The sequence below is a fragment of the Simiduia agarivorans SA1 = DSM 21679 genome (assembly GCF_000305785.2).
Lineage (GTDB): Bacteria > Pseudomonadota > Gammaproteobacteria > Pseudomonadales > Cellvibrionaceae > Simiduia > Simiduia agarivorans.
On the sequence record NC_018868.3, the window covers coordinates 3,998,914 to 4,022,163 of the forward strand.

A 23,250-nucleotide genomic window follows, 5' to 3' on the forward strand; every position below is an offset into this window, starting at 1 on the left:
TGTTGTATGCAACTGGAAGACTTACGCCGCGATTACCTGATGGGCGGACTGGAAGAGGCCGATCTGGATGCCGACCCTATCAGCCAATTTGAACATTGGTTGCAGCAGGCCATCGAGCTGCAATTAAAAGACCCCACCGCCATGACTGTCGCTACGGTGGATGCCAGCGGTCAGCCATCCCAGCGCATTGTGCTGCTCAAGCAGGTGGATGCCCGGGGCTTTGTGTTTTTCACCAACTACGGTTCGCGCAAGGCGCAGGAGCTCTCCGCCAACCATAAAATCAGCCTGCACTTTCCCTGGCACGATATCGAACGGCAAGTGAAAGTGTGTGGCGTGGCCAGTAAAATCAGCGCGGCCGAATCGGCCAAGTATTTTCTGAGCCGGCCGAAAGAGTCGCAACTGGCCGCCTGGGCATCGCACCAAAGTCACCCCGTGTCGACCCGTCAGCTGCTCATGCAGCAGGTGGCGCGCATGAAAGAAAAGTTTGCCAAGGGCGACATTCCCGCGCCGGATTTCTGGGGCGGTTTTCGCGTGGTTCCGCACGAGATCGAGTTCTGGCAAGGCGGTGCCAACCGTCTGCACGACCGCTTTGTGTATCAGCGCGAGGGCGACGCCTGGACTATTGCCCGCTTGGCGCCGTAGGGGTGGGCGCCGGCAGCGAGGGTGCGGTAATGGCGGGTGCCTCGTCGGCGGGCTCGGGCGCTTTGACCAGCGCCATCAGCAGTCCGCGTTCTTCCCACAGGGTAATTTCAAAACCGCGCGCAAATTGAATGACAGGCGTGGCTTCCACGTTAATGTCGTGCAACAGTTTTTCCTGTGCATCGGTGAACGGCGCCTGGTACAGGGTGTCGTCGCCTAAACGCAACTGTGCGGCCGTTTTTCCCTGGAGGGTGCAGTAACGCGCGCCGGTGAGGCGCGCTTCCAGATCGGGTAGCATCCAGCTTTCTACCAAGGTGAAATCCAGTTGCTCCATGGCCTGGCTCAGTTGCACCACCGAGTTACCGGTCACATCCAGGGGTTTACGTTGCACGTGGTTGTCTACCACCTCGGTGGCAATGGCGGCGATGAGTGCCTTGCGTTCGGCCGCCAGCCAGTGCGCGTGTGCCATGAGCCCGAGGCCTGCAATCAGGATCGCGCCCGCCACCCACACCAGGGGATTGAACCGGCGCTTTGCTGTTGGCTGAGCCTGCAGGTGTGCGTTCAGGCCCGCCAGCTCTTCGGGGCTGAGCGATGCCGCCCCGATCTGCTCGCGCGCTGAGTGTTTCAGTGATTCGGTCATTCAGTTTGCTCCTGCCGCGCCGCCGCCGGCCATCAATCGCTGGCGCAGGCGGTGAATGCGCGCCAGTACTGTGCCCTTGGGCAGATTCAGTTCGTCAGCCACCTCCTGGGTGCTGAAGCCGAGCCAGGCCCAGAGGTAAATAATATCCCGCTGCTCGGGGCTCAGGTCCCGCCAGATGCCCGCCAGCTGCTGGCGCTGCATCACCACATCCTCCAACGCCATGCCGGTGCTGTCCACCACGGCATCGCTTATATCATCCAGCGGTTGGTGTACGGGTAGGCGTTGTTGCCGACGCCAGCGGTCGTAGTGCAGATGACGGATGACCTGGCGCAGGTAAGCCTCCAGCTGCAATGGCTGGGTGGACTTCACGCGCAGCAACCGCTCAATGGCACTGTGCAGCAGGTCCAATGCGTCTTCGCGGTGCTGGCACAGGCTGTAGGCAAAGCGGAACAGGTTCTGCCATTGGGTGTCGGTAATGGCAAGGGGCATAGCCACGGGGTTGGTCATAAAACTCTCAGTCCTCAGCTGGCGCACACTCTGGTCGAAAATGCCGGGTTTATCAACAGCCTGCTAGTGTCCTGTCTGATAATCAACGCATTACCCGGACAGGACACTGGGTACTGTGATTAAAACGCCGGGGCGGGCGATTTGATTGCCGCTTGTGACATAATCGGTTTCGTTTTGTAACCGATCGTAATGTAAAGGATTCTTTGGCGAAGGGTTCTTTTATGAAGGAGAGCAGTATGCGATTTGTGGACCTGCCCCAGTTCGGCGCAGCCGACGTGATGCGGCTCGCCGATGGCCCTGCGCCCGTTGCGGGCCCCGGCGAGGTATTGATCCGCGTGGCTGCCGCCGGCGTTAACCGGCCCGATGTGGTGCAGCGCTTGGGCCGCTACCCGGCGCCTGCCGGTCACTCGCCCATTCTGGGCCTGGAAGTGGCCGGGCACATCGCCGCCCTGGGCGACGGCGTTACCGGCTTTGCCATCGGGCAAGCAGTCTGCGCGCTCACTAATGGCGGTGGTTATGCGGAGCAGGTGACGGTGCCCGCGGGCCAGTGCCTGCCGGCGCCGGCCGGCTTGTCGCTGATTCAGGCGGCCGCTTTGCCGGAGACCCTGTTTACCGTGTGGGGCAACGTGTTTGAACGCGCACGCCTGCAGCCCGGTGAGCGGTTACTGGTGCACGGTGGCAGCAGCGGTATCGGCACTACTGCCATTCAATTGGCCGTAGCACATGGTGCCGAGGTCTACGCCACCGCCGGCAGCGCAGAAAAATGCCGGGCCTGTGAACAACTGGGCGCGCGCGCGGCCATCAATTACCGCGAGCAGGACTTCGTGACCGAGCTGAAAGCCCGCGTGCCCGAGGGCCTGGATGTGATTCTGGACATGGTGGGCGGCGACTATGTGGCGCGCAATCTGGAACTGGCGGCGGTGGAGGGGCGCATTGTGAACATTGCCTTCCTGCAGGGCCCCAAGGTCGATATCAACCTGCTGCCGGTGATGCTCAAACGCCTGACCCTCACCGGCTCTACCCTGCGCGCGCAGCCCAACGCCGCCAAAGCGTCCATTGCCAGTGCGCTGCATTCGAAGGTGTGGCCGTGGCTGGAGTCAGGTAAAATCCGCCCGGTCATTCATGCCACCTACCCGTTGGCGCAGGTGGCCGAGGCCCACAAGCTGATGGAGTCTTCCCGGCATGTGGGCAAAATTGTATTAACTGTAGATTGAGGTAAGCGTGGAAAAATTTATTGAAAACCTGATGTACAACTCGCGCTGGCTGCTGGCCCCTATTTATCTGGGCCTGAGTCTGGCGGTGATCGCGCTGGGCATTATGTTCTTCAAGGAAATGGTACACCTGCTGTTCCATATCTTTACCCTCACCGAAGCCGACATGATCCTCATCGTGTTGAGCCTTATTGATATCGCCATGGTGGGCGGGCTGTTGGTGATGGTGATGATGAGCGGCTACGAAAACTTCGTATCTCAACTGGACATTGACGACAGCAAAGAAAAGCTCAGCTGGCTGGGTAAAATGGATGCTTCGTCGTTGAAAGCAAAAATCGCCGCCAGCATCGTGGCCATTTCGTCCATTCACCTGCTGAAAATTTTTATGGCGGCAGAAAAAATCGATAACGACAAATTAATGTGGTATGTCCTCATTCACATGACCTTCGTCGCATCTGCCTTCCTGATGGGTTACCTGGATAAACTGACCAAGCACTGATGCAATTCAACCACTTCAATTTAGAGGTTCCCGCCGATCAACTGGACAAGGTAAAACAGTTTTACCAGCAGGTCTTTGGTTGGCGGGAAGGTGACCGGCCGGCGTTTTCCCGGCCCGGTTACTGGTTGTATGAAGGCGACTTGCCCATTTTGCATCTGGTGCAACACCGTGGCGGGCAAACCGCAGCTGGCAATGGCGCACTCAATCATCTGGCATTCCGCACCTCTCAGCTCGCCGCCTTCCGCAACACCCTCGATAAACTCAATATTCCTTACCGCCAGGTGATATTGGCAGATGCCGGCATCAGCCAGTTATTTTTTCACGACCCCACCGGTCTTAAACTCGAGGTGAATGGGCCCGCACTATGACAGCCAAACCATTGGACGGTATTCGCGTAATAGAAATGGGCCAGTTGATTGCGGGCCCCTTCACCGGCTGTATCCTCGGCTATTTCGGTGCCGAAGTAATCAAAATTGAACCGCCCGAAGGCGGCGACCCGTTGCGCGGCTGGCGCGCACTGGATGACACCGGCACCTCCTATTGGTGGCGCGCACTGGCGCGCAACAAAAAATCGGTCACGCTGGATTTGCGCCAGCAACAAGGTCAGGCGCTGGCAGGGCGCTTGATTGAGAAGGCTGACGTACTGGTGGAAAACTTCCGCCCCGGTGTGATGGAAAAATGGGGCCTGGGTCCCGCGGTATTCGAACAGCGCAACCCGGCATTGGTGTACGCGCGCATTTCCGGCTTCGGCCAAACCGGCCCCTATGCCCACAAACCCGGCTTTGCGTCTGTGTGCGAAGGCATGAGCGGTTTTCGTTACGTGAACGGTTTTCCCGGTGAAGCGCCGGTGCGGCCCAACCTTTCCATTGGCGACACCATCGCCGGCCTGCACGCCGCCCTCGGTATTGCGTTGGCAATTCTCGCCAAACAAGGCTCCGGCAAGGGCCAGGTGGTGGACGTGGCGTTGGTGGAATCCATGTTTAATTTAATGGAAGGCGTGGTGCCGGAATATTCCGGTGCGGGCCTGGTGCGCGAAGCCGCCGGTACCACCGTGACCGGCATTGTGCCCACCAATACCTACCGATGTAACAACGGCAAATACGTAGTGATTGGCGGCAACGGCGATTCCATTTACAAGCGCCTCATGGTCGCCATTGGTCGCGAGGATCTGGCCAATGACCCGCGCATGGCCAACAACGTCGGCCGGGTAGAGCACCAGGTAGCCATCGATAACGCCATTGCCGGCTGGTGTCTGGCGCACAGCAGCGATGAAGTGATTCACGCGCTGGAGCAGGAGCGTGTACCGGTAGGCCCCATTTACAGCGTGCAAGACCAGTTCAACGATCCGCACTTTCAGGCTCGCGGCCTGTTTGAGCAGGTGGAGATAGATGGCAAACCGCTGGAGATTCCCGCGATTTTGCCGCGCCTGGCAAACACGCCCGGCGAAACCCGCTGGCCGGGTGGTGCCATCGGCAGTCATAACAAAGCGGTACTGGGCGAACTGTTAGGGCTTTCAGAAACTGAATTGGCAGCGCTCGCTGAAGCCGGTGTGATTGCCAGCGGGGCCGCCAGTTGAGGCGCTCATGGCTGTTGCTGGGGCTGGCCTGGTGTGCAAGCCTTGGCGCACAAACCCGCGACTATGTGGGCAGCCAGGCCTGTAAAAGCTGCCACGCACAGGAATACACAGAATGGCAAAGCTCCGATCATCACGGCGCCATGCAGCCGGCCACGGCCGAGTGGGTGTTGGGTGATTTCGGGAACCATGAATTCCGGTTCGGCGGTGTTGTGTCCCGTTTTTTTCAGCGCGACGGCAAATACTGGGTAACCACCGATAACGCCGCGGGTGAACTGCAAACCTTTCAGGTGCTCTATACCCTGGGCGTGCGGCCGCTACAGCAATATGTGATAGACACAGGCAGTGGTCGCTACCAGATGCTTACCATTGCCTGGGATGCGCGACCAAAAACCGACGGTGGCCAGCGCTGGTTTCACCTGCAAACCGAACAGGATGCCGCTGCGGGTTCGCCCCTGCATTGGACCGGCACCTTTTACAATTGGAATACCCGCTGCGCCGCCTGTCATACCACTAACTTAAAAAAACATTACGCTACCACCAGCAAAACCTACAACACCCAATGGGATGAAGTGACGGTGGGCTGTGAAGCCTGCCACGGCCCGGCTGCACAACATGTTAAATGGGCCGCCAAGCCCGATGCGCAGGTGGCGCTGAAGGGATTTTTGCAATCACTCGATGACCGTGGCGACTGGGCCATGCCGAAAGACAGTCACACCCTCAAGCGCACCGATGGCCTGCGCCCTCAGCAGCAGCTCACCCAATGTGCCCATTGTCATTCGCGTCGCCAGCAAATAACCGAAGCCGCTCATGGCGAACATTATCTGGATCACCACCAGACACAATTCCTGGCGCAGGGGCTGTATCACCCGGATGGACAGATTCTGGATGAAGTGTTTGTGTTTGACAGCTTCCTGCAAAGCAAAATGCACGGTGAAGGTGTGGTGTGCAGCAATTGCCATAATCCACATTCCGGCAAATTGCGGTCAGAGGGTAATGGCGTGTGTCTGCAGTGCCACGAAGCCAGCACCTTTAACGTGACCGCACACCACAAGCACCCGGTTGAAACCAGTGGCGGCAAGTGCGCCAATTGCCACATGCCGGAAACCACCTACATGGTGGTAGATCCCCGGCGCGACCACAGCATCCGCATTCCGCGCCCGGATTTATCCGATGCGTTAAATACGCCCAATGCCTGCATTCAGTGCCACACAGAAAAATCCAACGCCTGGGCTGCAGAGGCCGCTAAAAAATGGTGGGGCACCATGCCTGCCCATTGGGGTGAAACGTTGCACAGCGCCCGTGCCGGCAACGCCGGGGCATTACCCGATTTACTGGCAATCGCAGAATCAAACGCGTACCCGTTAGTGGTCCGTGCCACCGCACTGCAGCAGGCAGGCGACTTTCCCTCGGGGCAGGTCTATCAACAAGCGGTAAAACAATTACAGGCTAAGGAACCCGCCTTGCGATTAGCCGCAGTGCGCGCGCTCGCATTTCTGCCGGCCAATGGCCGGCAAGTGCTTTATCCGCTGATGCAAGACCCCATTGCCGCGGTACGCCTTGCCGTGGCCCTGCCCATGGCGGAAATCCCGGAACAACAAATCCCCGGCCAATGGCGCAAGGCGCGCCAACAACTGATTACCGAATACATCGACCTGCAACTACTGCACGCCGATACCCCAAGTGCACAACTCAATCTGGGCACCTTATACCTGGCTGTGGGCGATGCCGTCATGGCCGAAGCCGCGTTTAACGAAGCGTTACGGATCACCCCGGCCTATATCCCCGCGCTGCTCAATCTGGCCGACCTGCTGCGCTTCACCGGCCGTGACGCCCAGGGCTTGTCCCTGCTCGAGCGCGCCATCACCGCCGCCCCCGAAAATGCCAACGCCCATCACGCGCTCGGCCTCTACCGCATCCGCCAACGGCAATTGCCCGAAGCAATAAACTCGCTCGCAAACGCCTATAGCCTGGCGCCGGAAAATATCCGCTTTGGCTATGTCTACGCCGTGGCCTTACACAGTGCGGGGGACAAAGCCAAGGCAGTGGATTTACTACGGAAACTTCAGGCTCTGGCGCCGGAAAACAATGAGGTAGGGCAGGCGTTAAAGGCCTACGGCGGTTAGCTATTGAAATTCAACGGTTAACGTGGCGCTTAAAACCGAGACAAAAATGTTGATCTACGCGCCACGGGTGCCTACGAGCAGCTGCCACATATAGACAAGGATGCCATATCTGGACATGCTACATATAGACAATGCAGATATAGACAATTTTCGCGGAAATTGTCTAAATGTGGCATCCGATTGTCCAGATGTAGCACCTTGTCTATATGTGGATGGGTCTGTTATTCACATTGTTATTTCCTATGAAGAAGATTGCCCTATTTCTGCTTTGTTTTAGCTCTGTAGTAGATGCTTGCTGCGATAACAGCGAGTACCAAGGGTTAGTTAAGACTGATGTAAGCGATGATGCTTCTGGCGGAAAAGTGATTCGCTTTACGGTACCTGAATCGATAGATGGTGAGGTGATAGAGCGCTTTGGTCTTTGGTTGGTTTCCATGCAGAATGGAAAAGCAAATGAGTTTTCATCGGAGCTTAAGTACGTTATAGAAGATGGAAATGCTGTTGCAGAAATATTTTCCAATGGAAGTTGGAATGATCTATCAATAATGGTCAAATATACTGGCGAAAGGTGTCCGCCAGTATTGGTAAAAAATATTGAAAGGAAATAACAAGCACAAGCAGCCGACTCGCTACGCTCCCGGCTGTTGTGGGCGTTAACTTTCAATGAATATCGAACAGCTACGTAAAATTCGAAATAAGAACGTCCAACAGCAGAACGAGCTTTTTTACCTTGAGATTAAAGAGATTGCCAAGTCATTTCGAAGCGAGCCAGAGAGCTATCCTTGGCTAATGACATTGCTTTCGATGAAGGATCTTAATCCAAACCAAGGGTTGTTGGTGTCGTGCTCCTCAGTGCCCGAGCAAGGTGGAAATCAATGGATGGGGACTTGGTTAACCAAAAGTCAGGTATTTATAGAATTTGATGTTATGGCTGACTACCAGTCAGGTAAATTGCTAGAAGTTGATGGTTGGGACGTGGTTAACCCAGCGATAAATGCATACAACAAAGGTACTGGAAAGTCATTTGGGTATTTGGCGCTCCAATTGTTGTCAGAGTATGAAAAAAGTTAACAAACGCAATCAAACCGGCCTACCGGCCTCGACTCGCAAAGCTCGCGTTTGTTGCGGGCGTTATGAGTAGACCATGAAAAAATACATAATTCACGTTGCAATATTTCTTTGTTCTTTTGTATCGGGAACGTTATGCGCAGTCTCGTTTGCAAACTACTACTCAGAAAGGGCATGGGCATTCAAGGCGGATATATTAAAAGAAGAAAGTACATGGAGTAGTAAATTTAACGTAAGTATGGGGTCAAATATTTACGATTTGGTCGAAAAAAATGACCGTGAAGGCCTGCTAAATTTCTCTTGCCAGTTGATGAGTATGTTCATTGAGCATATTGATCCTGAAGTTTACCGCGGTAGCCCAGGCCGGGTTGCGGAAATAAAAGAAGAGATAGAGGTATATAAAAACAAGATCGCTACGCTCAGGGAGCAAAATTATTGTGACTATACTGATGAAAACTCATAACAAACGCAACCAAACCGGCCTGTCGGCCTCGACTCGCTACGCTCGCGTTTGTTGCGGACGTTATGCATCAAAGTGAAGATAATACATTGAACAGAAAGGCCGAATGTTGCTGTGGCCAGCTATCCATCGAAGTTTATGGCGAACCATATCTTCATAGTATCTGCCACTGCAATGACTGTAAAAAACGAACGGGATCAGCCTTTGGGATATCATCCTACTTTAAAAAGGATGAAGTAGTTGCAAAGTCTGGAAAATCAGGTGAATACTCTTTTTTTCATGAAGAGAAAAACCATGAGCAATCACGCCATTTTTGTCCGAGTTGTGGCACTACACTTTATTGGTACGTTTCGTCATATCCAGAGCTAATTGGTATTGCTGGTGGCTGTTTTGTTGAGCAGTCTCTAGGGGAGCCTAAATATTCGATTAGTCATGGTGGTAAACTACCGTGGGTCAAAATTAATGAAAGTATTGAAAATAATGCATAACAAGGGCAGGCAAAATGGGCCGCAAAAAGCGCGGCCCGGACTCGCTATCGCTCGCCTTTGCTGCCGGCGTTATGCATAAGGCTGGATATGCTGAATAAGAAAGTACTTATTGTCGTATTTATTCTATTGCCATGTCTTGGGTTGACGATCTTGCCTATCTGCGCCATTGCTAGCGGCTACTTTATGCCAAGTCAGGAGCATTTGCTCAGAGCGAGAGACCGTTTGCCTGTTGGGAACATACTGCAAATAGGGTTTTCCTCTGGAAGTGTGAAATGCGATGGAGAGAAGTGCGATTACAGACAAAGCTTTGATCAAAAACAATACATAAGCACCGGAGATCCGGCTAAAGTTGTTAGCATTAAAAAAGGATATGATGGTCTTTGGTCTATATCGGAGTCCCGCTTCACTTTTGCTTCCGGTCTTTCTCTCTTGGCTCTTTATATGATTGTATTCGCAGGGCTCACGTACTCGGTAAGAGGTCTTAAAAGTGCATAACAAGGCCAGCCAACACCGGCAGCGCAAAAAAAAGCGCGCTGCCTCGACTCACTCCGCGTTGCTCCGTTCGCGGTTGCTGGCGGCGTTACATGTAGAGCAAGAATGAAGAAAATATTCACCATACTGGCTTTTTCATTTCTAGTTGGTTGTGCACAGCAATCGAGTATTACTCAGACTGGGGAGTTTAGGCATTTTCTATGGAAATTCTTCAATGATCCAGAATTCCAAAAAGAACACGTATTGTTTCCTTTAGAGTTCGTATACTACCAGCATGATGAAAACGAATTTGATGCTGCCCTAGCAACTAGATACATAGATAAAGAAAACTGGAAAACTTATACCGGACCAAACCATTATAGGTGTGAAACAAGTTGTTTTGACCTTGTAATGTATGACAATTTCGAAAGGAAACACAAAGATTCAAATAAAAGAGTGCTGTCTTTCGAGGGGGTTCACAATGGCATATTTTCGTCTCTATATTTTGAGCGTATAGAAAGTAAGTGGTACCTGGTGAAGCACGAGGAATTTGATAATTGAAAGCATGTAACAAACGCAACCAAACCGGCCTATCGGCCTCGACTCGCTCCGCTCGCGTTTGTTGCGGACGTTAGCACTACAAAACCATGAACGAAGAATTGCTTATAGATATGTCAGGAATCATGGATGAAGAAACATTTCATGAGTATGTTTCCAAGAAACTCAACTTCCCTGGATACTATGGCTACAACCTAGATGCATTCTGGGATTGCATCACGGATGAAGATCAATCATCTATGCCCAATAAACTAATAGTTGAGGGTTTGGCAGCCCTTAAGCAGTTTCTTCCTGAAATACATGATGGTTTTGTTGAGTGTCTGAAAGATTATGAAAAAGAGTACCTAGGTCGTGAGGTTGTATTTCGGCAAGATAGCCCCTCGGGTGAAGGTATTGAATTCGAAAATGAATAGTAATCAAGCAGCAATCAATAGTGCTAACAAGGCCAGCCAGCATCGCTCACTTCGTTCGCTGGACCTCGTTTCACTCGGCCGCTGCTGGCGGCGTTATTTGCTTGTAGAAGGAATTTAATCTTTCGTCAGGCTTCAAAGTTTTACCGGTGCAATAAGTGGCACCAAGGGCATAAAGGATTGTGCTGCTTTCAGAGCCTATCAATCCTTTCATTGTGCCTCAGTATGGATTTATTAGGCGGCTAAAAAGCCGCCAGATTGTGGTGTGCCATTAAGATGGTTCATCTCAGGGCGGCAAGTAGAGTATTCTTGCCTTTAATGGCCAGGCAAAGCTAAGGCATCAAGGTATGGGGCATCTTTTAAAGAAAATGATTTATGCAAATAACAAGCAAAGTCATGCGACCCCAAACCTTCGCTCCGCTACGGTTTGGGCCGCATGCTTTGGGCGTTATGAAATTAAGAAAGAAGGAATGAATTTAATGAAATACGGACTTTTGATCCCCGCTTTTATGGTTGTAGGTTGTGCCCAAATGTTCCCAGCAGCTTATAAGGAGCTGGATGAAGGAAAATATTGGATTCAGGCAACTGGAAATGCGTTTGCTACGCCAGAACAATTAAGTGCAAAAGTTGAAAAAAGAGCCTCGCAATTGTGTGGTGAAGGCGGGTACGTCCATGATGAGCCAGCGAAGCTAGAGGGGCACACCCAAAAAACATATAGCGGAACGATGGTTATAGAAGCGGGCTATTCAACATTTACTAGTACCGTAAAGTGTAATGATAAAAATTCATAACCAACGGCTATTGGTGGCCGCACAGAAAGCGTGCGGCGGGACGGCTCCGCTGTCGCTCCGCCGCCCCAAAGCCGGGCGTTATGCAACCAAGTTACCCACGAATAGTAGACACCCTGTATAGTTATATTAAGCCTATATGGAGGTGTCCTTATGGCACGCAAAAAGCATCAGCATTACACCGAAGAATTCCGTAAAGAAGCGATAAAGCGCTCTGAACAGCCGGGTGCTACCCAAGCTTCCGTTGCGAAGGAGCTTGGGATTAGTGCCCAGCAGATCGCCAACTGGAAGCGTCAACTCACCCGCCTATCTGATAAGCAATTCAATACCTTGGATGGTGTGGATTACTCGAAGAAAGAAAGTGAGGAGATGCGTGAACTACGGCGAGAGAATAAGCGCCTGAAAGAGGAGATGGAATTCTTAAAAAAGGTGTCTGCGTACTTCGCGAAAAACCAAGAGTGAAGTACGCATTGATTTTGGAGTATGTTGGCCAATACAGCATATCCCTGATGTGCGATGTACTAGGCGTACATAGATCTGGCTTCTATCGCTGGTGGGATGCTCCTAAAACCAAACGTGACGTAAGGAAGAGGTTAGGCGAACTGGTGAAAGACACCTTTGAGGAGTTTGAGGCTGCCCTATGGAGCCCCAAGAATCGCTCAGGAGCTGAACGACCTAGGGCATAGGTGCTCAGTCAATTTTGTAGCCAAAATCATGCAGGAACAGGGTATTTTGGCCAGAAACGGCAAAGCCATTTTGGCCAGAAACGGCAAAGCCTTTAACTATGGCGGCCACGCATTAACGATGCACAATGTTGCGGACAACCTCCTTTGGCGCGACTTTTCGACTGACCGGCCGAATCAAAAATGGGTCACAGATATCACGTATGTTTGGGTGAAGAATCAGTGGCTATATCTGGCAACTGTAATGGATCTGTATTCCCGTCGGATTATTGGCTGGAGCCTCGATACCGGCATGACTGAGCAGCTCATAACGCGGGCAATGCAGATGGCGATTGATGCCAGAGGTGTGGCACCAGGTCTCATCGTCCATTCGGACCGAGGCACACAGTACCGCTCAAATAGCTACGTTGGCTTCTTGGAAAAGCACAAGATCACGCGCAGCATGAGTAGAAAGGGTAATTGTTGGGACAATGCAGTAATGGAGTCGTTCTATGCACGACTAAAGGTTGAGCTTATCTATGCCAAGAACTATCAGTCGATTGGTGAAGCTCGTTCGGGTATATTTGGGTACATTGAAGTTTTTATAATCGCAAGAGAAGGCATTCAGCGAACGATGGGCTAAGTCCCGTTGATTTCGAAGAGAACGCAGCAATAGCTGCATAAGTAGAGTGTCTACTTTTTGTGGGGAACACCACTATATAAGGATGCTAAAACCAGCATGGAGAAAAAATACCAAATATTTATAAGCTCTACCTATGAAGACCTTAAAGAGGAAAGGGAGCAAGCGATAAAGGCTGTTCTCGAGATGGGGCATATCCCAGTTGGCATGGAGATGTTTAGTGCCGCAGATGAAGAGCAGTGGAAATTAATTGCTCGGCAAATAGAAGCAACTGACTACTACATAATCATTATTGGACATCGCTACGGATCAGAAACTGAGGATGGTATTAGCTACACCGAGAAAGAGTATGATTACGCTGTTTCTTGCGGTGTTCCCACGCTCGGCTTTGTCATTGACGATGAGGCACCATGGCCAAAAACGAAGATAGATAGCGCAGCACGAAAAAAGAAAAAGATTGAATCCTTTAAAAGCAAGGTGAAAGGAAAGTTGGTTCATTTTTGGTCAGCCAAAGAAGATCTACATGGAAAAATATCTATTTCACTTATAAAGGCAATTAATACCAATCCAAGGGTCGGATGGAAACGAGCTGATGTTGAGATAGGAGCAGATGTAGTAAAAGAGCTTTCTAGATTGAGTTCTGAAAACTCTACTTTACGGTCTGAAATAGCGAAGCTCAAGGCTGCAAGTGAAGAAGCGGCAGATGAAGTCAGAGATGTCGTTAATATTATGCACTCTAACAGGAAGATCCTGCAAATTAGGAAGACTAGTAAGTGGGAGAACGCTGAAAAGCATAAAACTCAATTGTTAGATATATTTTTATCGATCGCTCCTAATTTAATAAATGAAAATAGCTCTACAGAAATTGCCAATAATATCGCTTTATCTTACGTTGGAACCCCGTATTTCAAACCATGGCCAATTGGAAGAAATATCGTATCTGGGTTAATTGCTGATTATGTTGCACTCGATGCAATAGAGCCCTCAAAGAAAAAGCACTCAGTTCACGACAAGGAAAGTTATTGGTCATTGACTAAGCTTGGGAAGCAAGTTTTAAAAAGGGCGAGACGGATACAATTAGAAGAAGGCTTGCCAACTGATGATGAAGAAAATAGTTAACAAGTCAAAGCACTCGGACGCAGCGAGCTGCGCCGGTGTTTGAGGCGTTAAGTCATCGAAAAGAATATGCCAAAAATTAAAGTGCCAGAGAGGCATGCTAAGTTCTACAGCCGATACATGCTAGCAATAGTTATTTGTTGGTTAGCTTATGGCTATTATTTTGGAATTTTTGATACCAATTCAGAGGCAAATGATGCTGAGCGTATTATCTATTTCTTAGGCGTCGTTACGTCCATAATGGCAATTGCATGGTTACGTAAAGTTGAATTTAAATGCCCAAGCTGTGGTTCACATCTACCAAAACCTGTGACTGATCATGTCGAGAGTGGTGATCCAATATATCACCATTGTAAAAAATGCGATGTCCTTTGGCATGTGGATACCGACCACAGTGAATAGTGACTTAACAAGCGGCTCTTGTGTGCCGCACAAAAGACGTGCGGCAGGGACGGCTACGCTGTTGCTTTGCCGCCCCAAAGCCGGGCGTCAGTTTCCACAAATAGGAACGAGAAATGTTCGGAATATTCAAGAAAAAGGAAGTTGAATGGCCATTCGATCAGCCGAAAAATTGTGCTGTTTTTACTATTCGCCAGATCATTGAGGGTGAATGTCCGATTCAAGTTGTATACCACGACTTAGAAGATGATGGTTGGCAGTTTGTAAGCAATATTGAATACACCATGGAAGATGCCAAGTTGGTTGGCTTTGAAGAAATTACTAAGATTGATCCTACTGTATTCGAGGTCGCCAAGATTGAACCAGGCTACCATGCTTGGAGAAACAAAGTCGGAGATAAATGGACAATAACCAAAACACCCAATAATTGGGGTCAGATAAGAGTTATGTCGTCAAAAGCCTCGCAGATAGAAAAATAAATTTGGATCCAATCTGATTGACGCATGCGTCAAAGAAAAACACCACTAAAAATCCAATATCAGGAAAAACCAAAAAGAACTGTGGCAAAGTAAGCAACTATGAAACACCTCAATTTCCTACTCCTAGCCATCACCCTATGTACACCCAGTACATATTCCAACGAGCTAACCTGGCCACAAGGCCAACAAGCCGCAGTCAGCCTGTCTTACGACGATGCACTAAACACCCAGCTGGATAATGCCATCCCCGTTCTCAATCAACATCAAGTCCGCGCGTCTTTTTATCTCACCATGGCCTCGCCGGTGGTAGCGGCCCGGTTGGACGAGTGGCGTGCCGCTGCACAGCAGGGCCATGAGTTGGGTAATCACACTATTTATCATGCCTGCAGTAAAAGTCAGCCGGGTACCGATTGGGTGTTGCCCTACAACGATCTGGATAAACGCGTGGTGCAACAGGTACGCGATGAAATACGGGTGGCCAACGGCTATCTGAAGGCCATAGATGGCCAGACCCAGCGAACGATGGCACCGCCCTGCGGCCATACAGATGCGCGTGACGGCAATTATTTGCCTGCAATCGCCGATGATTTTGTGGCAATTAAGGGCGCTGAGGTCGGGTATCCCCCGGGGTTTATTGTTTATTTGTTGCCGGATGGCCACTCGGGGCAGCAGCTGGTTGATTATGTAAAGCAGTCTGCCAAACAGGGTGGCGTGGTGAATATTATCTTTCACGGGGTTGGCGGCGATCATCTCAGTGTGTCTGTAGCGGCCCATCGCGAGTTGGTGGAGTATCTGGCCCGCCACAAAGCCATCTATTGGACCGATACTTACCAGAATATTATGTCGCATTTGCAGCGTCAGCCGGCGCGCCAATCGAAGTTACCCGAGAAAGCGCAATAGTGCGCTAATCATTTTCGCGTGCGCATGTTTTCATTCCGTTCTTGTAAGCGTCCTATTTAGTCTCTGAAAGACTTCAGGAAAAAACAGGCCTGGCACAGCCAACCTGTTCAGCGCTTAGACTGTATGACACGTGGTGTTTATTGCCGCAGTTGGAAATACACAAACGCATGCAGTATCAATTTGGCTTCATCTTTCAGATCGCCGAATGCCAATCCATACACATAGTGATTCTTGCCGTCATCTTCGCTGATCAACGCTTTGATTTCGCAGTTCAGCTGAATAATGTGCGGGCTGCCTGCGGCCTCCATTTTGGTCACCAGCGTGAACCGGCTCCCCAATTCTCCCAGTGCATGTTGAGAATCGAGCCGGCAGCCGGTGGTGCTCAGATCCACAATGGTGGCAGACAGGCTTTTACCGTCGATTTTTATGGTGGAAATCAGGTTGGTGGACACCCGCACGGCTTTGCGTACTTCGCCGGTGGCGATTTCGGTTGGGTATTCAAGGTACAGCAATGGTGTGGGCGACACTGTCACGTGGATGATCTGGCTGCTGAAGGCGATGGCCGAGTTGCATTCGTTGGAAAACAGGCGCACGTTCAGTTGCTCGCCCACTTTGACTGCCCGCGCGCCGCCATTGACGGTGGGCGTGCTCACAATGACCGAGTTCTTTTTGATGTAGCCCACCAACACTGAACGTTCGCGGATGTCGGGAGAGTGTTTGAACTGGAGTTGCAGCGGGGAGCCGGGCAGTAGTTTTAGTCCTTCAAATTTCATCGGTGTCCTGATTCCGGCGGTGATTAGTCGGGTGGTTGAGTCTAAGTGTAGTCAGAAGTCGGATGTGTGTGGTTGCTATCTTCAGCCAGCTGGCATTAGGCGGCAGCCCGGTGCGGCCCGGATTTACAGCGCCAGCGCAACGTAGTCGGCAATGGCATCCTCGTGCTGGCTGATGAGTTGCAGCAATCCGATGGAATCCAGTGGCTTTAGGCCGTTGGGCAATTTGTTGTAACTGGCCAGTTGCTGAATGGGCGGCAGGTCATGGGCTTGGGAAAATATCACCAACGAGTGGTAAAGCGAGAGATTGATTAAATCGAGCGCCGTCATGGCGTTGGTTTGGCTGTATTGCCAATTGCCGGCCTGACGCACGATGTCGATATAACTGTCATCCAACTGCCATTTCTTTAACAGGATGATCCCCAGGCGCTTGGCGTACTCGCGGCACAGGACAATAAAGTCCTGCTCGCTGGGGGCCCGGGGTTCATTGTTGAACGCCGACAACACCGCCAGCGTGCCCACTTCACTCAGAAAGCAGCCGGTGACCGGCAAAAAGGTGGGTGTGAATTTGGTTTGCCGGGTAAGCAAAATACAGATGGCGGTTTTCACCGCCTGTCGGCGCCAGCTCAGCATAAAGAGTTGTTTGAGGGCGGCGGAGCGCATCACGAACAGGCTTTTTACACTGTGGTTCATTACCAGCCCATCTACCACTTCCCGGCCCAGTAAGCGAATGGCATCGTTCAGGGTATTGGCCGGGGCCAGGGTTTTGTACAGGGCGCTGTTGGCGGTTTTCATGATCAGGGCCGAGAGCGCCGGGTCCTGCATAATCAGGCCGGCAAGTTTGCTGTGCGGCGTGTTGGTATCGCTGATGGCGCGGCGGATTTTCAGGGTAATGGCCGGCAAGCTGGGCAAGCGTTCTTCACCCTGCATTACCTGATTGATGACGTTGCGATAGACGGAAATGGTGGCCATGGGCTGAGTGTAGCAGCTGGCCAGGACAGCAGCGAAAAGTACCAAGGGGCCAGACCCCTTGGTACTTTCAGGAGCAAATTTGTGCCAGTCCATCCATGGACATAAAAAAGCCCCGCGGTGCGGGGCTTTGGGGATCTGTGGTTATCAGTTCAGGCCGCGACGTTCCAGCAAGGGTTCGATGTTCGGCTCGGCGCCGCGGAAGTTTTTGAACACTTTCATGGCGTCTTCAGCGCCGCCGCGGGAGAGCAGGGTCTTGCGGAAGTGGTCGCCGTTTTCGCGCTTCAGGCCGCCGTTCTCTTTAAACCATTCAACGGTATCGGCATCCAGCACTTCACTCCAGATGTAGGCGTAGTAGCCAGCGGCGTAGCCGCCCATGATGTGGGAGAAGTAGGTGGAGCGATAGCGGGGCGGTACCGTGTCCATTTTGGCGCCGGCTTTTTTCAGCGCGGCGGTTTCAAATGGCACAACGCCTTCGGCATCCGGTACCTGGTCTGGTGTGAGCTGGTGCCAGGCCTGGTCAATCAAGGATGCCGCCAGGTATTCGGTGGTGGCAAAGCCCTGATTGAATTTGTCGGCTGCCAGTACTTTATCCAACAGTGCCTTTGGCATGGGCTCGCCGGTCTGGTAATGCTTGGCGTAGTTGGCCAGCACTTCCGGCCAGGTGGCCCACATTTCGTTCACCTGTGAAGGGTATTCCACGAAGTCGCGCGGTACCGAGGTGCCGGAGAAGTTGGGGTACTTCACGTCGCTGAACATGCCGTGCAGTGCATGGCCAAACTCATGGAACATGGTGTTCACTTCGTCAAAGGTCAGCAGCGTCGGCTCACCTTCCGGCGGCTTGGGAATGTTCTGGTGGTTGGCCACTACCGGCTTGGCATTGAGCAGATCGCTTTGCGATACGTAAGCGTTCATCCACGCACCGCCGCGTTTGGAGGGCCGGGCGTAGGGGTCGAACAGGAACAGGGCCAGGGTGTCGCCGTTCTCTTCGAACACTTCAAATACGCGCACGTCCGGGTGATACACGGGCAGGTCTTTGCGCTCTTTGAAGGTAATGCCGAACAATTTGGTGGCGGCAAAGAACACGCCATCCTGCAGTACGGTGTCGATTTCGAAGTAAGGCTTCAGCTGGTCGCCGTCAAAGTTGTAGCGCTCGGCGCGGACTTTTTCGGTATAGAAGCTCCAGTCCCAGGACGCCACTTCAAACTTGCCGCCTTCTTTGTTGACCATTTTTTGCAGGTCGGCTTGTTCGCGCTTGGCGTTTGCCACGGCGCGCGGGGTGAGGGTGGCCAGGCGTTTGTTGACAGCGTCAGTAGTCTGGGCTGTCTGGGTTTCCAGTGAGTAGGCGGCGTGGTTGGGGTAACCCAGCAGTTGTGCGCGTTCAGCGCGCAATTTGATCACCTGTGCCAGCACGGCGCGGTTGTCGAACTCACCGCCGCGGCTGCCGCGCGACAAGGACGCTTTGTGGATGCGCTCGCGCAGGGCGCGGTTGGTGAGAGATGACAAGGGCGGTTGGCCCGAAGTGTTTTGTAGGGCAATCACGTACTTGCCTTCCATGCCGCGCGATTTCGCTTCTTCTGCGGCAGCGGCAATGGCGTTGTCAGACAGACCTGCCAGCTCTGCTTTGGTGTCGACCACCACAGCCAGGGCATTCACTTCTTTCAGCACATTCTGGCTGAACTGGGTCTGCAGGCTTGCCAGCTCGCCGTTCAGACGCTTGAGGGTTTCTTTCTGTTCGGCGGTGAGGTTGGCACCGGCGCGGACGAAATCGCGGTAGTAGGTTTCCACCAGGCGATAGCTTTCCGGGTCGAGTTTGAGCGTGTCGCGCTGGTCGTAAACTGCTTTTACGCGCTCGAACAGCTTGCCATTGAGCAGAATGGCATCATTGTGCGCCGACAGTTTGGGCGCCATTTCGGAGCGGATTTTTTCCAGCTCGTCATTGGTGTTGGCGCTGGTCATGGCGAAAAAAACACGCGCCACGCGATCCAGTGTGCGGCCGCTGCGCTCCATGGCAACAAAGGTATTGTCGAAGCTGGCCGGCGCAGGGTTATTGGCAATGGCTTCCACTTCGGCCAGGTGCTGTTTCATGCCCAGTTCAAAGGCGGGGCCGTAATCGCTGTCCTTCACTTTGTCGAAAGCGGGGTACTGCATGTACAGGGGGCTTTCGGTGTAGAAAGGGTTGGCATCCGCGGATGCTTCGGCAACGGCCTGACCCATGGTGTTGGTGGTGTCCTGAGCGTCCTGGTTGCTGCACGCCGTGGTGGCGATAGCGATGGCTGCAGCAAGCAGCAATGGCGAGCGAGAGCGCATAATCGAGTCCTCTGTTTTCTTATGGATAGGGTTGGCTTACAGCCCTATTAATGTCGCGGGGGTCACCCGCATACTCTGGTGGCGGATGACACAGGCCTGAGCATAGCAGCCGGGTTCAACCCGGCGTGTATGGCCCTGCACCCCTACCAGAGGACGAATAAACGGCTTGGGGTATCAAGCCGTTGTAGAGACTACTGAATGGTGCGCGTTGGCGCTATCGGGCCGGATTCGTTTCATCGGCCCCAGCGCTCGGTTGGTCTTTGAGGTGTTATTGCGGCGGCAATTGCGCCTGCAGGAAGCGCAGTTGATTGCCACCCATCACTTTGCGGATAACGTCGGCGCCGACGCCTTCATCCAGCAGCGCCTGGGTTATCTGGGCCATTTGGCCGGCGTGGATGGAGGTTGCCACCGCGCCGTCGAAATCCGAGCCCAGCGCCACGGCATCTTCACCCAGACGCTCCACTGCGGCTTTGAGCGCACGCGCGATGCCGCGTGGGCTGGCATCGCAGATGGCACCGGACCAGAAGCCGATGGCCACCAAACCGCCGCCCCGGGCGATATCCTCCATCAGAGCGTCGGGGATGTTGCGCGGGCTTGCGCAGTGCCCGTGGGTGCCGGTGTGGCTGACCACCAGCGGGGTTTTGCTAAGGCTCAGCGCCTCTCTGACCACGGCGGGCGAGGAGTGGGAGACATCGATAATCACACCCAGCCGGTTCATCTCGGCAATGGCCGCGCGGCCAAAGTCCGTTAAGCCGGCTTTGCCCGACCCATGCAGGGAGCCGCCCAGGGCATTATCGAAAAAGTGGTGCAGGCTCATCATCCGGAAGCCGGCATCGTACAAGCGCTGGATCTGGGCGAGGTCGCCCGCCAGAGCATGCGAACCTTCGGTGCCGAGCATGCCGCCGACCAGCGGTTTACCGGCGGCGCGTTGGGTCAGCAGGCGGGTCAGATCCGCTTGGTTCTTCACCAGCATCAGGCTGTCCGGGGCGTCTGAGGCAAACCGGTGCAGTTTTTCACTCTGGTATAAGGCCCGCTCGGTAAGATCCTGCCAGGTACGCATGGGCCACAGCTGGGCCAGCGCCAGCAGGGTGACATTGTCGCGGCTGTCGGCGCTATTGTGGGTGTAGTTGAGGCCGGCCGGGGTTTTGGTGACCACAGTAAATACCTGCAGTGCCACATTGCCTTCCTGCAAGCGGGGAATGTCCACCTGGCCACGATCGCTGCGCTCGTTGAGGTTGCGGTTCCACAGCAGGGAATCGGCGTGCCAGTCTGCGACCTGCAGTGAGTCGTGCAGTGCTTGTGCCGCTGGGCTGATGCTCAGCAAGTCCTGTCCGGTGACTTTGTTCATACTGCGTTCGGCCATGCCGGGGCCGATGGCGACCGCAACGATGATCGCGGCAAGCAACAGAATGGCCAGGCCCCATAGAATTCTGAATGTTATTTTCATTTGGGCATGTTAACACTATTTTTGCTGCCGCTGCTGGAGCCCATTTTTGTGCCCAGCAAGCGGTTCGCCGCCCGGGCGTAAGGAGTGTTATATAGCGGGCTAAATGAGCGACTGACAACGAAGCTGGCGCGAAAATGGGGCCAGCCCTTCGGGTTGGGCTAAAAAAGCGTCACTTGTCGTTGCTCTTTGCTCATTTGGAATAACCAAATCACACTCATCGCGTCGGAGTGCCGCATCACTAAATTGACGATTTTTTAGCCGCAACAGCGGTAGTAAAAATAGTGTTAACAGGCCCTAATATTTTCTCTGTCTATTGCTGACCGGTACGTCAGTGTCTGACTGCTGAGTCTACCGGTTCTTTTGGCGATTTTTCTTGGTGTTTTGTTTTTAGCTGGCTAATTTTACGCAATGTGCAAAGCGGTCCGGTTGCACAATGGCAATAAAAATAAAAAAACCAGAAGGACAAAGCAATGAAAAACTCTCCGAGCCGGCAGTGCTTGCTGGCGCTTATTACCTGTTTATTCTTTATTCCCGTCGCACAGGCGCAGCTGTGTTTTGGCGTACCTTTGCCGGCCAATCCGGATTATCACTACGACGACAGCTTGCTGGTGCAATCGCCCGATGGCACCGCGATTGCCGCCAATGTGTTTACGCCGTCGGCCACTGCACCTGCCGCCGGCTACCCGGCGATTATTTTCGTGAATTCGTGGGTGTTGGATGAGCACGAGTACCTGGTGCAGGCGGCTAAACTCGCCCGCAAGGGTTATGTGGTATTGAGTTACAGCGCCCGTGGCTGGGGTTGCAGTGGTGGCGAGGTGTCGGTGTTATCCGATGGCGACATGCTCGATCTGACCGCCGTGGTAGATTATCTGGCCGCACGTGGCGACGTGGATATGGCCAATATCGGTATCAGTGGTATTTCCTACGGCTCGGGTATCAGCCTGAAAGGCCTGGCGTTGGAACCGCGCATTAAAACCGCGGTGGCCATGAGCAGTTGGGGCAATCTGGGCGAGGCGCTGTACGGCAATGAAACGCCGCGGTTGTTCTGGGGCAGTTTTTTAACCCTGAGCGGATTGATCACTGCTAATTTAAGTGACGAGGTGCCCAACAATTACGCCGACCTGTTAGCCCATCGCAATATTGAACAGGTGTTGGCCTGGGCCAATCATCGTTCGCCTATGACCTTTATCAATCTCATCAACGAGCGCCGGGCACCGGTCTACATCGCCAATAATTTTGGCGACAATTTGTTTCAGCCGAACAACATTCTGGCATTTTTTGCGGCACTCACCGGCCCCAAGCGCATGGATCTGAATCAGGGTACCCATGCCAGCGCCGAAGGCTTTGGTTTGATCGGGCTGGAAAACGAAACCTGGGATAACACGCTGGACTGGTTTGATTACTGGCTCAAGGGCGAGGCCACCGGCATCATGCAAAAACCGGTGGTGAATTTGCGTACCGATTTGCAGTACGCGGCCGAAGGCTATTCCCAATGGCCGCCGGCGCAATCCTCCGAGCGCACCTTTTATCTGGGGCGGCGCGGGCTGATCGGCCAGGGCAGTTTGCGGGATTCGCCCTACAAGCCCTGGTGGCCCAATTCAGACAGCATTTTGTCCGGCATTGATTCCGGCGCCTCCACCGGAATTCCCGCGGTGTCGGCCCTGCTCGATGGTCACACGGGCATTCCGGTGCTCTGGCCCCTGGGTTTAACCAATCGTGTGAACGGCATTGTTTTCCAGACCGAGCGCCAATTATGGCCGATGAAAATCCGTGGCAATCCACGCTTGTCATTGGAGCTCACGCCGTCTTATTCACGCATGCAATTAGTGGCTTATTTATACGATGTTGATGCCTGGGGCATGGGCAAATTAATTACCCATGCGCCGGTGACCTTGCACAGCGCAAAAGCGGGCAAGCGCCAGACGGTGGAATTTGAATTGGTGGCCACGGCCTACGATTTACCGGCCGGCCATAAGTTGGCGGTAGCGCTGGATACGTTTGATTTACTATATGCGGTGCCTACGCTTGTGCCCTACAGCGTGACCTTTAATTATTCGTCGGCTTACCAGTCTACATTGGTGGTACCGGTACTGTGAGCATTGCGCTGGTGCTGTGCACCA

The 23,250-nt window shown here is 53.0% G+C and carries 25 protein-coding genes; 19 read left to right on the top strand and 6 right to left on the bottom strand.

Going from position 1 to position 23,250, the window contains the following annotated elements; translation table 11 throughout:
* Window positions 1-6: 6 nt before the first annotated feature.
* Window positions 7-642, top strand: coding sequence for a pyridoxamine 5'-phosphate oxidase (gene pdxH, locus M5M_RS17870; RefSeq protein ID WP_015048917.1), 636 nt, complete (start codon window positions 7-9; stop codon window positions 640-642).
* On the opposite strand, the gene M5M_RS17875 is transcribed toward pdxH, so the two are convergent.
* Together M5M_RS17875 and M5M_RS17880 are read right to left on the bottom strand one after the other, a co-directional pair.
* Window positions 620-1,279 carry a hypothetical protein gene (locus M5M_RS17875; RefSeq protein WP_015048918.1) on the bottom strand — a complete coding sequence of 220 codons (660 nt, stop codon included), beginning with the start codon at window positions 1,277-1,279 and terminating at the stop codon, window positions 620-622. The genes pdxH and M5M_RS17875 overlap by 23 nt on opposite strands.
* Window positions 1,280-1,786 carry an RNA polymerase sigma factor gene (locus tag M5M_RS17880; protein WP_015048919.1) on the bottom strand — a complete coding sequence of 169 codons (507 nt, stop codon included), beginning with the start codon at window positions 1,784-1,786 and terminating at the stop codon, window positions 1,280-1,282.
* Window positions 1,787-2,022: 236 nt separating this feature from the next.
* On the opposite strand from M5M_RS17880, the gene M5M_RS17885 reads away from it, so the two are divergent.
* The 17 genes from M5M_RS17885 to M5M_RS17965 all read left to right on the top strand — a co-directional run bounded on the left by M5M_RS17885 (window position 2,023) and on the right by M5M_RS17965 (window position 15,634).
* Window positions 2,023-3,000, top strand: coding sequence for an NAD(P)H-quinone oxidoreductase (locus tag M5M_RS17885; RefSeq protein WP_015048920.1), 978 nt, complete (start codon window positions 2,023-2,025; stop codon window positions 2,998-3,000).
* Between the two features lie 7 nt (window positions 3,001-3,007).
* On the top strand, window positions 3,008-3,496 hold the full coding sequence (locus M5M_RS17890) for a TIGR00645 family protein (RefSeq protein WP_015048921.1): 489 nt from the start codon (window positions 3,008-3,010) through the stop codon (window positions 3,494-3,496).
* Entirely contained in the window at window positions 3,496-3,864 is a 369-nt protein-coding gene (locus tag M5M_RS17895; protein ID WP_015048922.1) for a VOC family protein, read from the top strand. The genes M5M_RS17890 and M5M_RS17895 overlap by 1 nt, the downstream gene beginning before the upstream one ends.
* Entirely contained in the window at window positions 3,861-5,072 is a 1,212-nt protein-coding gene (locus M5M_RS17900; RefSeq protein WP_015048923.1) for a CaiB/BaiF CoA transferase family protein, read from the top strand. The genes M5M_RS17895 and M5M_RS17900 overlap by 4 nt, the downstream gene beginning before the upstream one ends.
* Window positions 5,069-7,195: a tetratricopeptide repeat protein gene (locus M5M_RS17905; RefSeq protein WP_144062493.1), complete on the top strand. Its 2,127-nt coding sequence runs from the start codon at window positions 5,069-5,071 to the stop codon at window positions 7,193-7,195. The genes M5M_RS17900 and M5M_RS17905 overlap by 4 nt, the downstream gene beginning before the upstream one ends.
* 242 nt (window positions 7,196-7,437) lie before the next feature.
* Complete coding sequence (locus tag M5M_RS17910) at window positions 7,438-7,803, top strand: hypothetical protein (protein ID WP_144062494.1); 366 nt, start codon at window positions 7,438-7,440, stop codon at window positions 7,801-7,803.
* A 55-nt stretch (window positions 7,804-7,858) separates the two neighbouring features.
* Window positions 7,859-8,266, top strand: a complete 408-nt coding sequence (locus tag M5M_RS17915; RefSeq protein ID WP_015048926.1) for a hypothetical protein — start codon at window positions 7,859-7,861, stop codon at window positions 8,264-8,266.
* Between the two features lie 73 nt (window positions 8,267-8,339).
* Window positions 8,340-8,726 carry a hypothetical protein gene (locus M5M_RS20855; RefSeq protein ID WP_024330107.1) on the top strand — a complete coding sequence of 129 codons (387 nt, stop codon included), beginning with the start codon at window positions 8,340-8,342 and terminating at the stop codon, window positions 8,724-8,726.
* 62 nt (window positions 8,727-8,788) lie between these two features.
* Window positions 8,789-9,211 (top strand): GFA family protein, encoded by a 423-nt coding sequence (locus tag M5M_RS20020; RefSeq protein ID WP_081640221.1) that lies wholly within the window; start codon window positions 8,789-8,791, stop codon window positions 9,209-9,211.
* Window positions 9,212-9,808: 597 nt separating this feature from the next.
* Window positions 9,809-10,243 (top strand): DUF4348 domain-containing protein, encoded by a 435-nt coding sequence (locus M5M_RS17930; protein WP_015048930.1) that lies wholly within the window; start codon window positions 9,809-9,811, stop codon window positions 10,241-10,243.
* Between the two features lie 86 nt (window positions 10,244-10,329).
* Complete coding sequence (locus M5M_RS17935) at window positions 10,330-10,653, top strand: barstar family protein (protein ID WP_016389910.1); 324 nt, start codon at window positions 10,330-10,332, stop codon at window positions 10,651-10,653.
* A gap of 344 nt (window positions 10,654-10,997) precedes the next feature.
* Complete coding sequence (locus M5M_RS17940) at window positions 10,998-11,441, top strand: hypothetical protein (protein ID WP_015048932.1); 444 nt, start codon at window positions 10,998-11,000, stop codon at window positions 11,439-11,441.
* 150 nt (window positions 11,442-11,591) lie between these two features.
* On the top strand, window positions 11,592-11,900 hold the full coding sequence (locus tag M5M_RS17945; protein WP_015047685.1) for a transposase: 309 nt from the start codon (window positions 11,592-11,594) through the stop codon (window positions 11,898-11,900).
* Window positions 11,901-12,065: 165 nt separating this feature from the next.
* Complete coding sequence (locus M5M_RS17950) at window positions 12,066-12,743, top strand: IS3 family transposase (protein WP_015047992.1); 678 nt, start codon at window positions 12,066-12,068, stop codon at window positions 12,741-12,743.
* 96 nt (window positions 12,744-12,839) lie between these two features.
* Entirely contained in the window at window positions 12,840-13,859 is a 1,020-nt protein-coding gene (locus M5M_RS17955) for a DUF4062 domain-containing protein (protein WP_015048933.1), read from the top strand.
* A 512-nt stretch (window positions 13,860-14,371) separates the two neighbouring features.
* Entirely contained in the window at window positions 14,372-14,734 is a 363-nt protein-coding gene (locus M5M_RS17960; protein ID WP_015048934.1) for a hypothetical protein, read from the top strand.
* Window positions 14,735-14,833: 99 nt separating this feature from the next.
* Window positions 14,834-15,634 (top strand): polysaccharide deacetylase family protein, encoded by an 801-nt coding sequence (locus tag M5M_RS17965; RefSeq protein WP_015048935.1) that lies wholly within the window; start codon window positions 14,834-14,836, stop codon window positions 15,632-15,634.
* A gap of 137 nt (window positions 15,635-15,771) precedes the next feature.
* On the opposite strand, the gene M5M_RS17970 is transcribed toward M5M_RS17965, so the two are convergent.
* The 4 genes from M5M_RS17970 to M5M_RS17985 all read right to left on the bottom strand — a co-directional run bounded on the left by M5M_RS17970 (window position 15,772) and on the right by M5M_RS17985 (window position 21,130).
* On the bottom strand, window positions 15,772-16,407 hold the full coding sequence (locus M5M_RS17970) for a flagellar brake protein (protein WP_015048936.1): 636 nt from the start codon (window positions 16,405-16,407) through the stop codon (window positions 15,772-15,774).
* A 123-nt stretch (window positions 16,408-16,530) separates the two neighbouring features.
* Window positions 16,531-17,376, bottom strand: coding sequence for an HDOD domain-containing protein (locus M5M_RS17975; RefSeq protein WP_037433659.1), 846 nt, complete (start codon window positions 17,374-17,376; stop codon window positions 16,531-16,533).
* A 144-nt stretch (window positions 17,377-17,520) separates the two neighbouring features.
* On the bottom strand, window positions 17,521-19,683 hold the full coding sequence (locus tag M5M_RS17980; RefSeq protein WP_015048938.1) for a M3 family metallopeptidase: 2,163 nt from the start codon (window positions 19,681-19,683) through the stop codon (window positions 17,521-17,523).
* A 268-nt stretch (window positions 19,684-19,951) separates the two neighbouring features.
* A complete protein-coding gene (locus tag M5M_RS17985; protein ID WP_015048939.1) occupies window positions 19,952-21,130 on the bottom strand; it encodes a dipeptidase in 1,179 nt (392 codons plus the stop codon).
* Between the two features lie 470 nt (window positions 21,131-21,600).
* On the opposite strand from M5M_RS17985, the gene M5M_RS17990 reads away from it, so the two are divergent.
* Window positions 21,601-23,226, top strand: a complete 1,626-nt coding sequence (locus M5M_RS17990; RefSeq protein WP_015048940.1) for a CocE/NonD family hydrolase — start codon at window positions 21,601-21,603, stop codon at window positions 23,224-23,226.
* Window positions 23,227-23,250: the final 24 nt, after the last annotated feature.

Excerpts from the sequence above, each read along its gene's own strand:
- M5M_RS17970 (WP_015048936.1), bottom strand. The coding sequence starts at position 16,407 with ATGAAATTTGAAGGACTAAAACTACTGCCCGGCTCCCCGCTGCAACTC.
- M5M_RS17940 (WP_015048932.1), top strand. The coding sequence starts at position 10,998 with ATGGGGCATCTTTTAAAGAAAATGATTTATGCAAATAACAAGCAAAGT.
- M5M_RS17930 (WP_015048930.1), top strand. The coding sequence starts at position 9,809 with ATGAAGAAAATATTCACCATACTGGCTTTTTCATTTCTAGTTGGTTGT.
- M5M_RS17960 (WP_015048934.1), top strand. The coding sequence starts at position 14,372 with ATGTTCGGAATATTCAAGAAAAAGGAAGTTGAATGGCCATTCGATCAG.
- M5M_RS17975 (WP_037433659.1), bottom strand. The coding sequence starts at position 17,376 with ATGGCCACCATTTCCGTCTATCGCAACGTCATCAATCAGGTAATGCAG.
- M5M_RS20855 (WP_024330107.1), top strand. The coding sequence starts at position 8,340 with ATGAAAAAATACATAATTCACGTTGCAATATTTCTTTGTTCTTTTGTA.
- M5M_RS17895 (WP_015048922.1), top strand. The coding sequence starts at position 3,496 with ATGCAATTCAACCACTTCAATTTAGAGGTTCCCGCCGATCAACTGGAC.
- M5M_RS17985 (WP_015048939.1), bottom strand. The coding sequence starts at position 21,130 with ATGAAAATAACATTCAGAATTCTATGGGGCCTGGCCATTCTGTTGCTT.
- M5M_RS17875 (WP_015048918.1), bottom strand. The coding sequence starts at position 1,279 with ATGACCGAATCACTGAAACACTCAGCGCGCGAGCAGATCGGGGCGGCA.
- M5M_RS17915 (WP_015048926.1), top strand. The coding sequence starts at position 7,859 with ATGAATATCGAACAGCTACGTAAAATTCGAAATAAGAACGTCCAACAG.
- M5M_RS17910 (WP_144062494.1), top strand. The coding sequence starts at position 7,438 with ATGAAGAAGATTGCCCTATTTCTGCTTTGTTTTAGCTCTGTAGTAGAT.
- M5M_RS17935 (WP_016389910.1), top strand. The coding sequence starts at position 10,330 with ATGAACGAAGAATTGCTTATAGATATGTCAGGAATCATGGATGAAGAA.
- M5M_RS17885 (WP_015048920.1), top strand. The coding sequence starts at position 2,023 with ATGCGATTTGTGGACCTGCCCCAGTTCGGCGCAGCCGACGTGATGCGG.
- M5M_RS20020 (WP_081640221.1), top strand. The coding sequence starts at position 8,789 with ATGCATCAAAGTGAAGATAATACATTGAACAGAAAGGCCGAATGTTGC.
- M5M_RS17945 (WP_015047685.1), top strand. The coding sequence starts at position 11,592 with ATGGCACGCAAAAAGCATCAGCATTACACCGAAGAATTCCGTAAAGAA.
- M5M_RS17955 (WP_015048933.1), top strand. The coding sequence starts at position 12,840 with ATGGAGAAAAAATACCAAATATTTATAAGCTCTACCTATGAAGACCTT.
- pdxH (WP_015048917.1), top strand. The coding sequence starts at position 7 with ATGCAACTGGAAGACTTACGCCGCGATTACCTGATGGGCGGACTGGAA.
- M5M_RS17900 (WP_015048923.1), top strand. The coding sequence starts at position 3,861 with ATGACAGCCAAACCATTGGACGGTATTCGCGTAATAGAAATGGGCCAG.
- M5M_RS17880 (WP_015048919.1), bottom strand. The coding sequence starts at position 1,786 with ATGACCAACCCCGTGGCTATGCCCCTTGCCATTACCGACACCCAATGG.
- M5M_RS17980 (WP_015048938.1), bottom strand. The coding sequence starts at position 19,683 with ATGCGCTCTCGCTCGCCATTGCTGCTTGCTGCAGCCATCGCTATCGCC.
- M5M_RS17965 (WP_015048935.1), top strand. The coding sequence starts at position 14,834 with ATGAAACACCTCAATTTCCTACTCCTAGCCATCACCCTATGTACACCC.
- M5M_RS17990 (WP_015048940.1), top strand. The coding sequence starts at position 21,601 with ATGAAAAACTCTCCGAGCCGGCAGTGCTTGCTGGCGCTTATTACCTGT.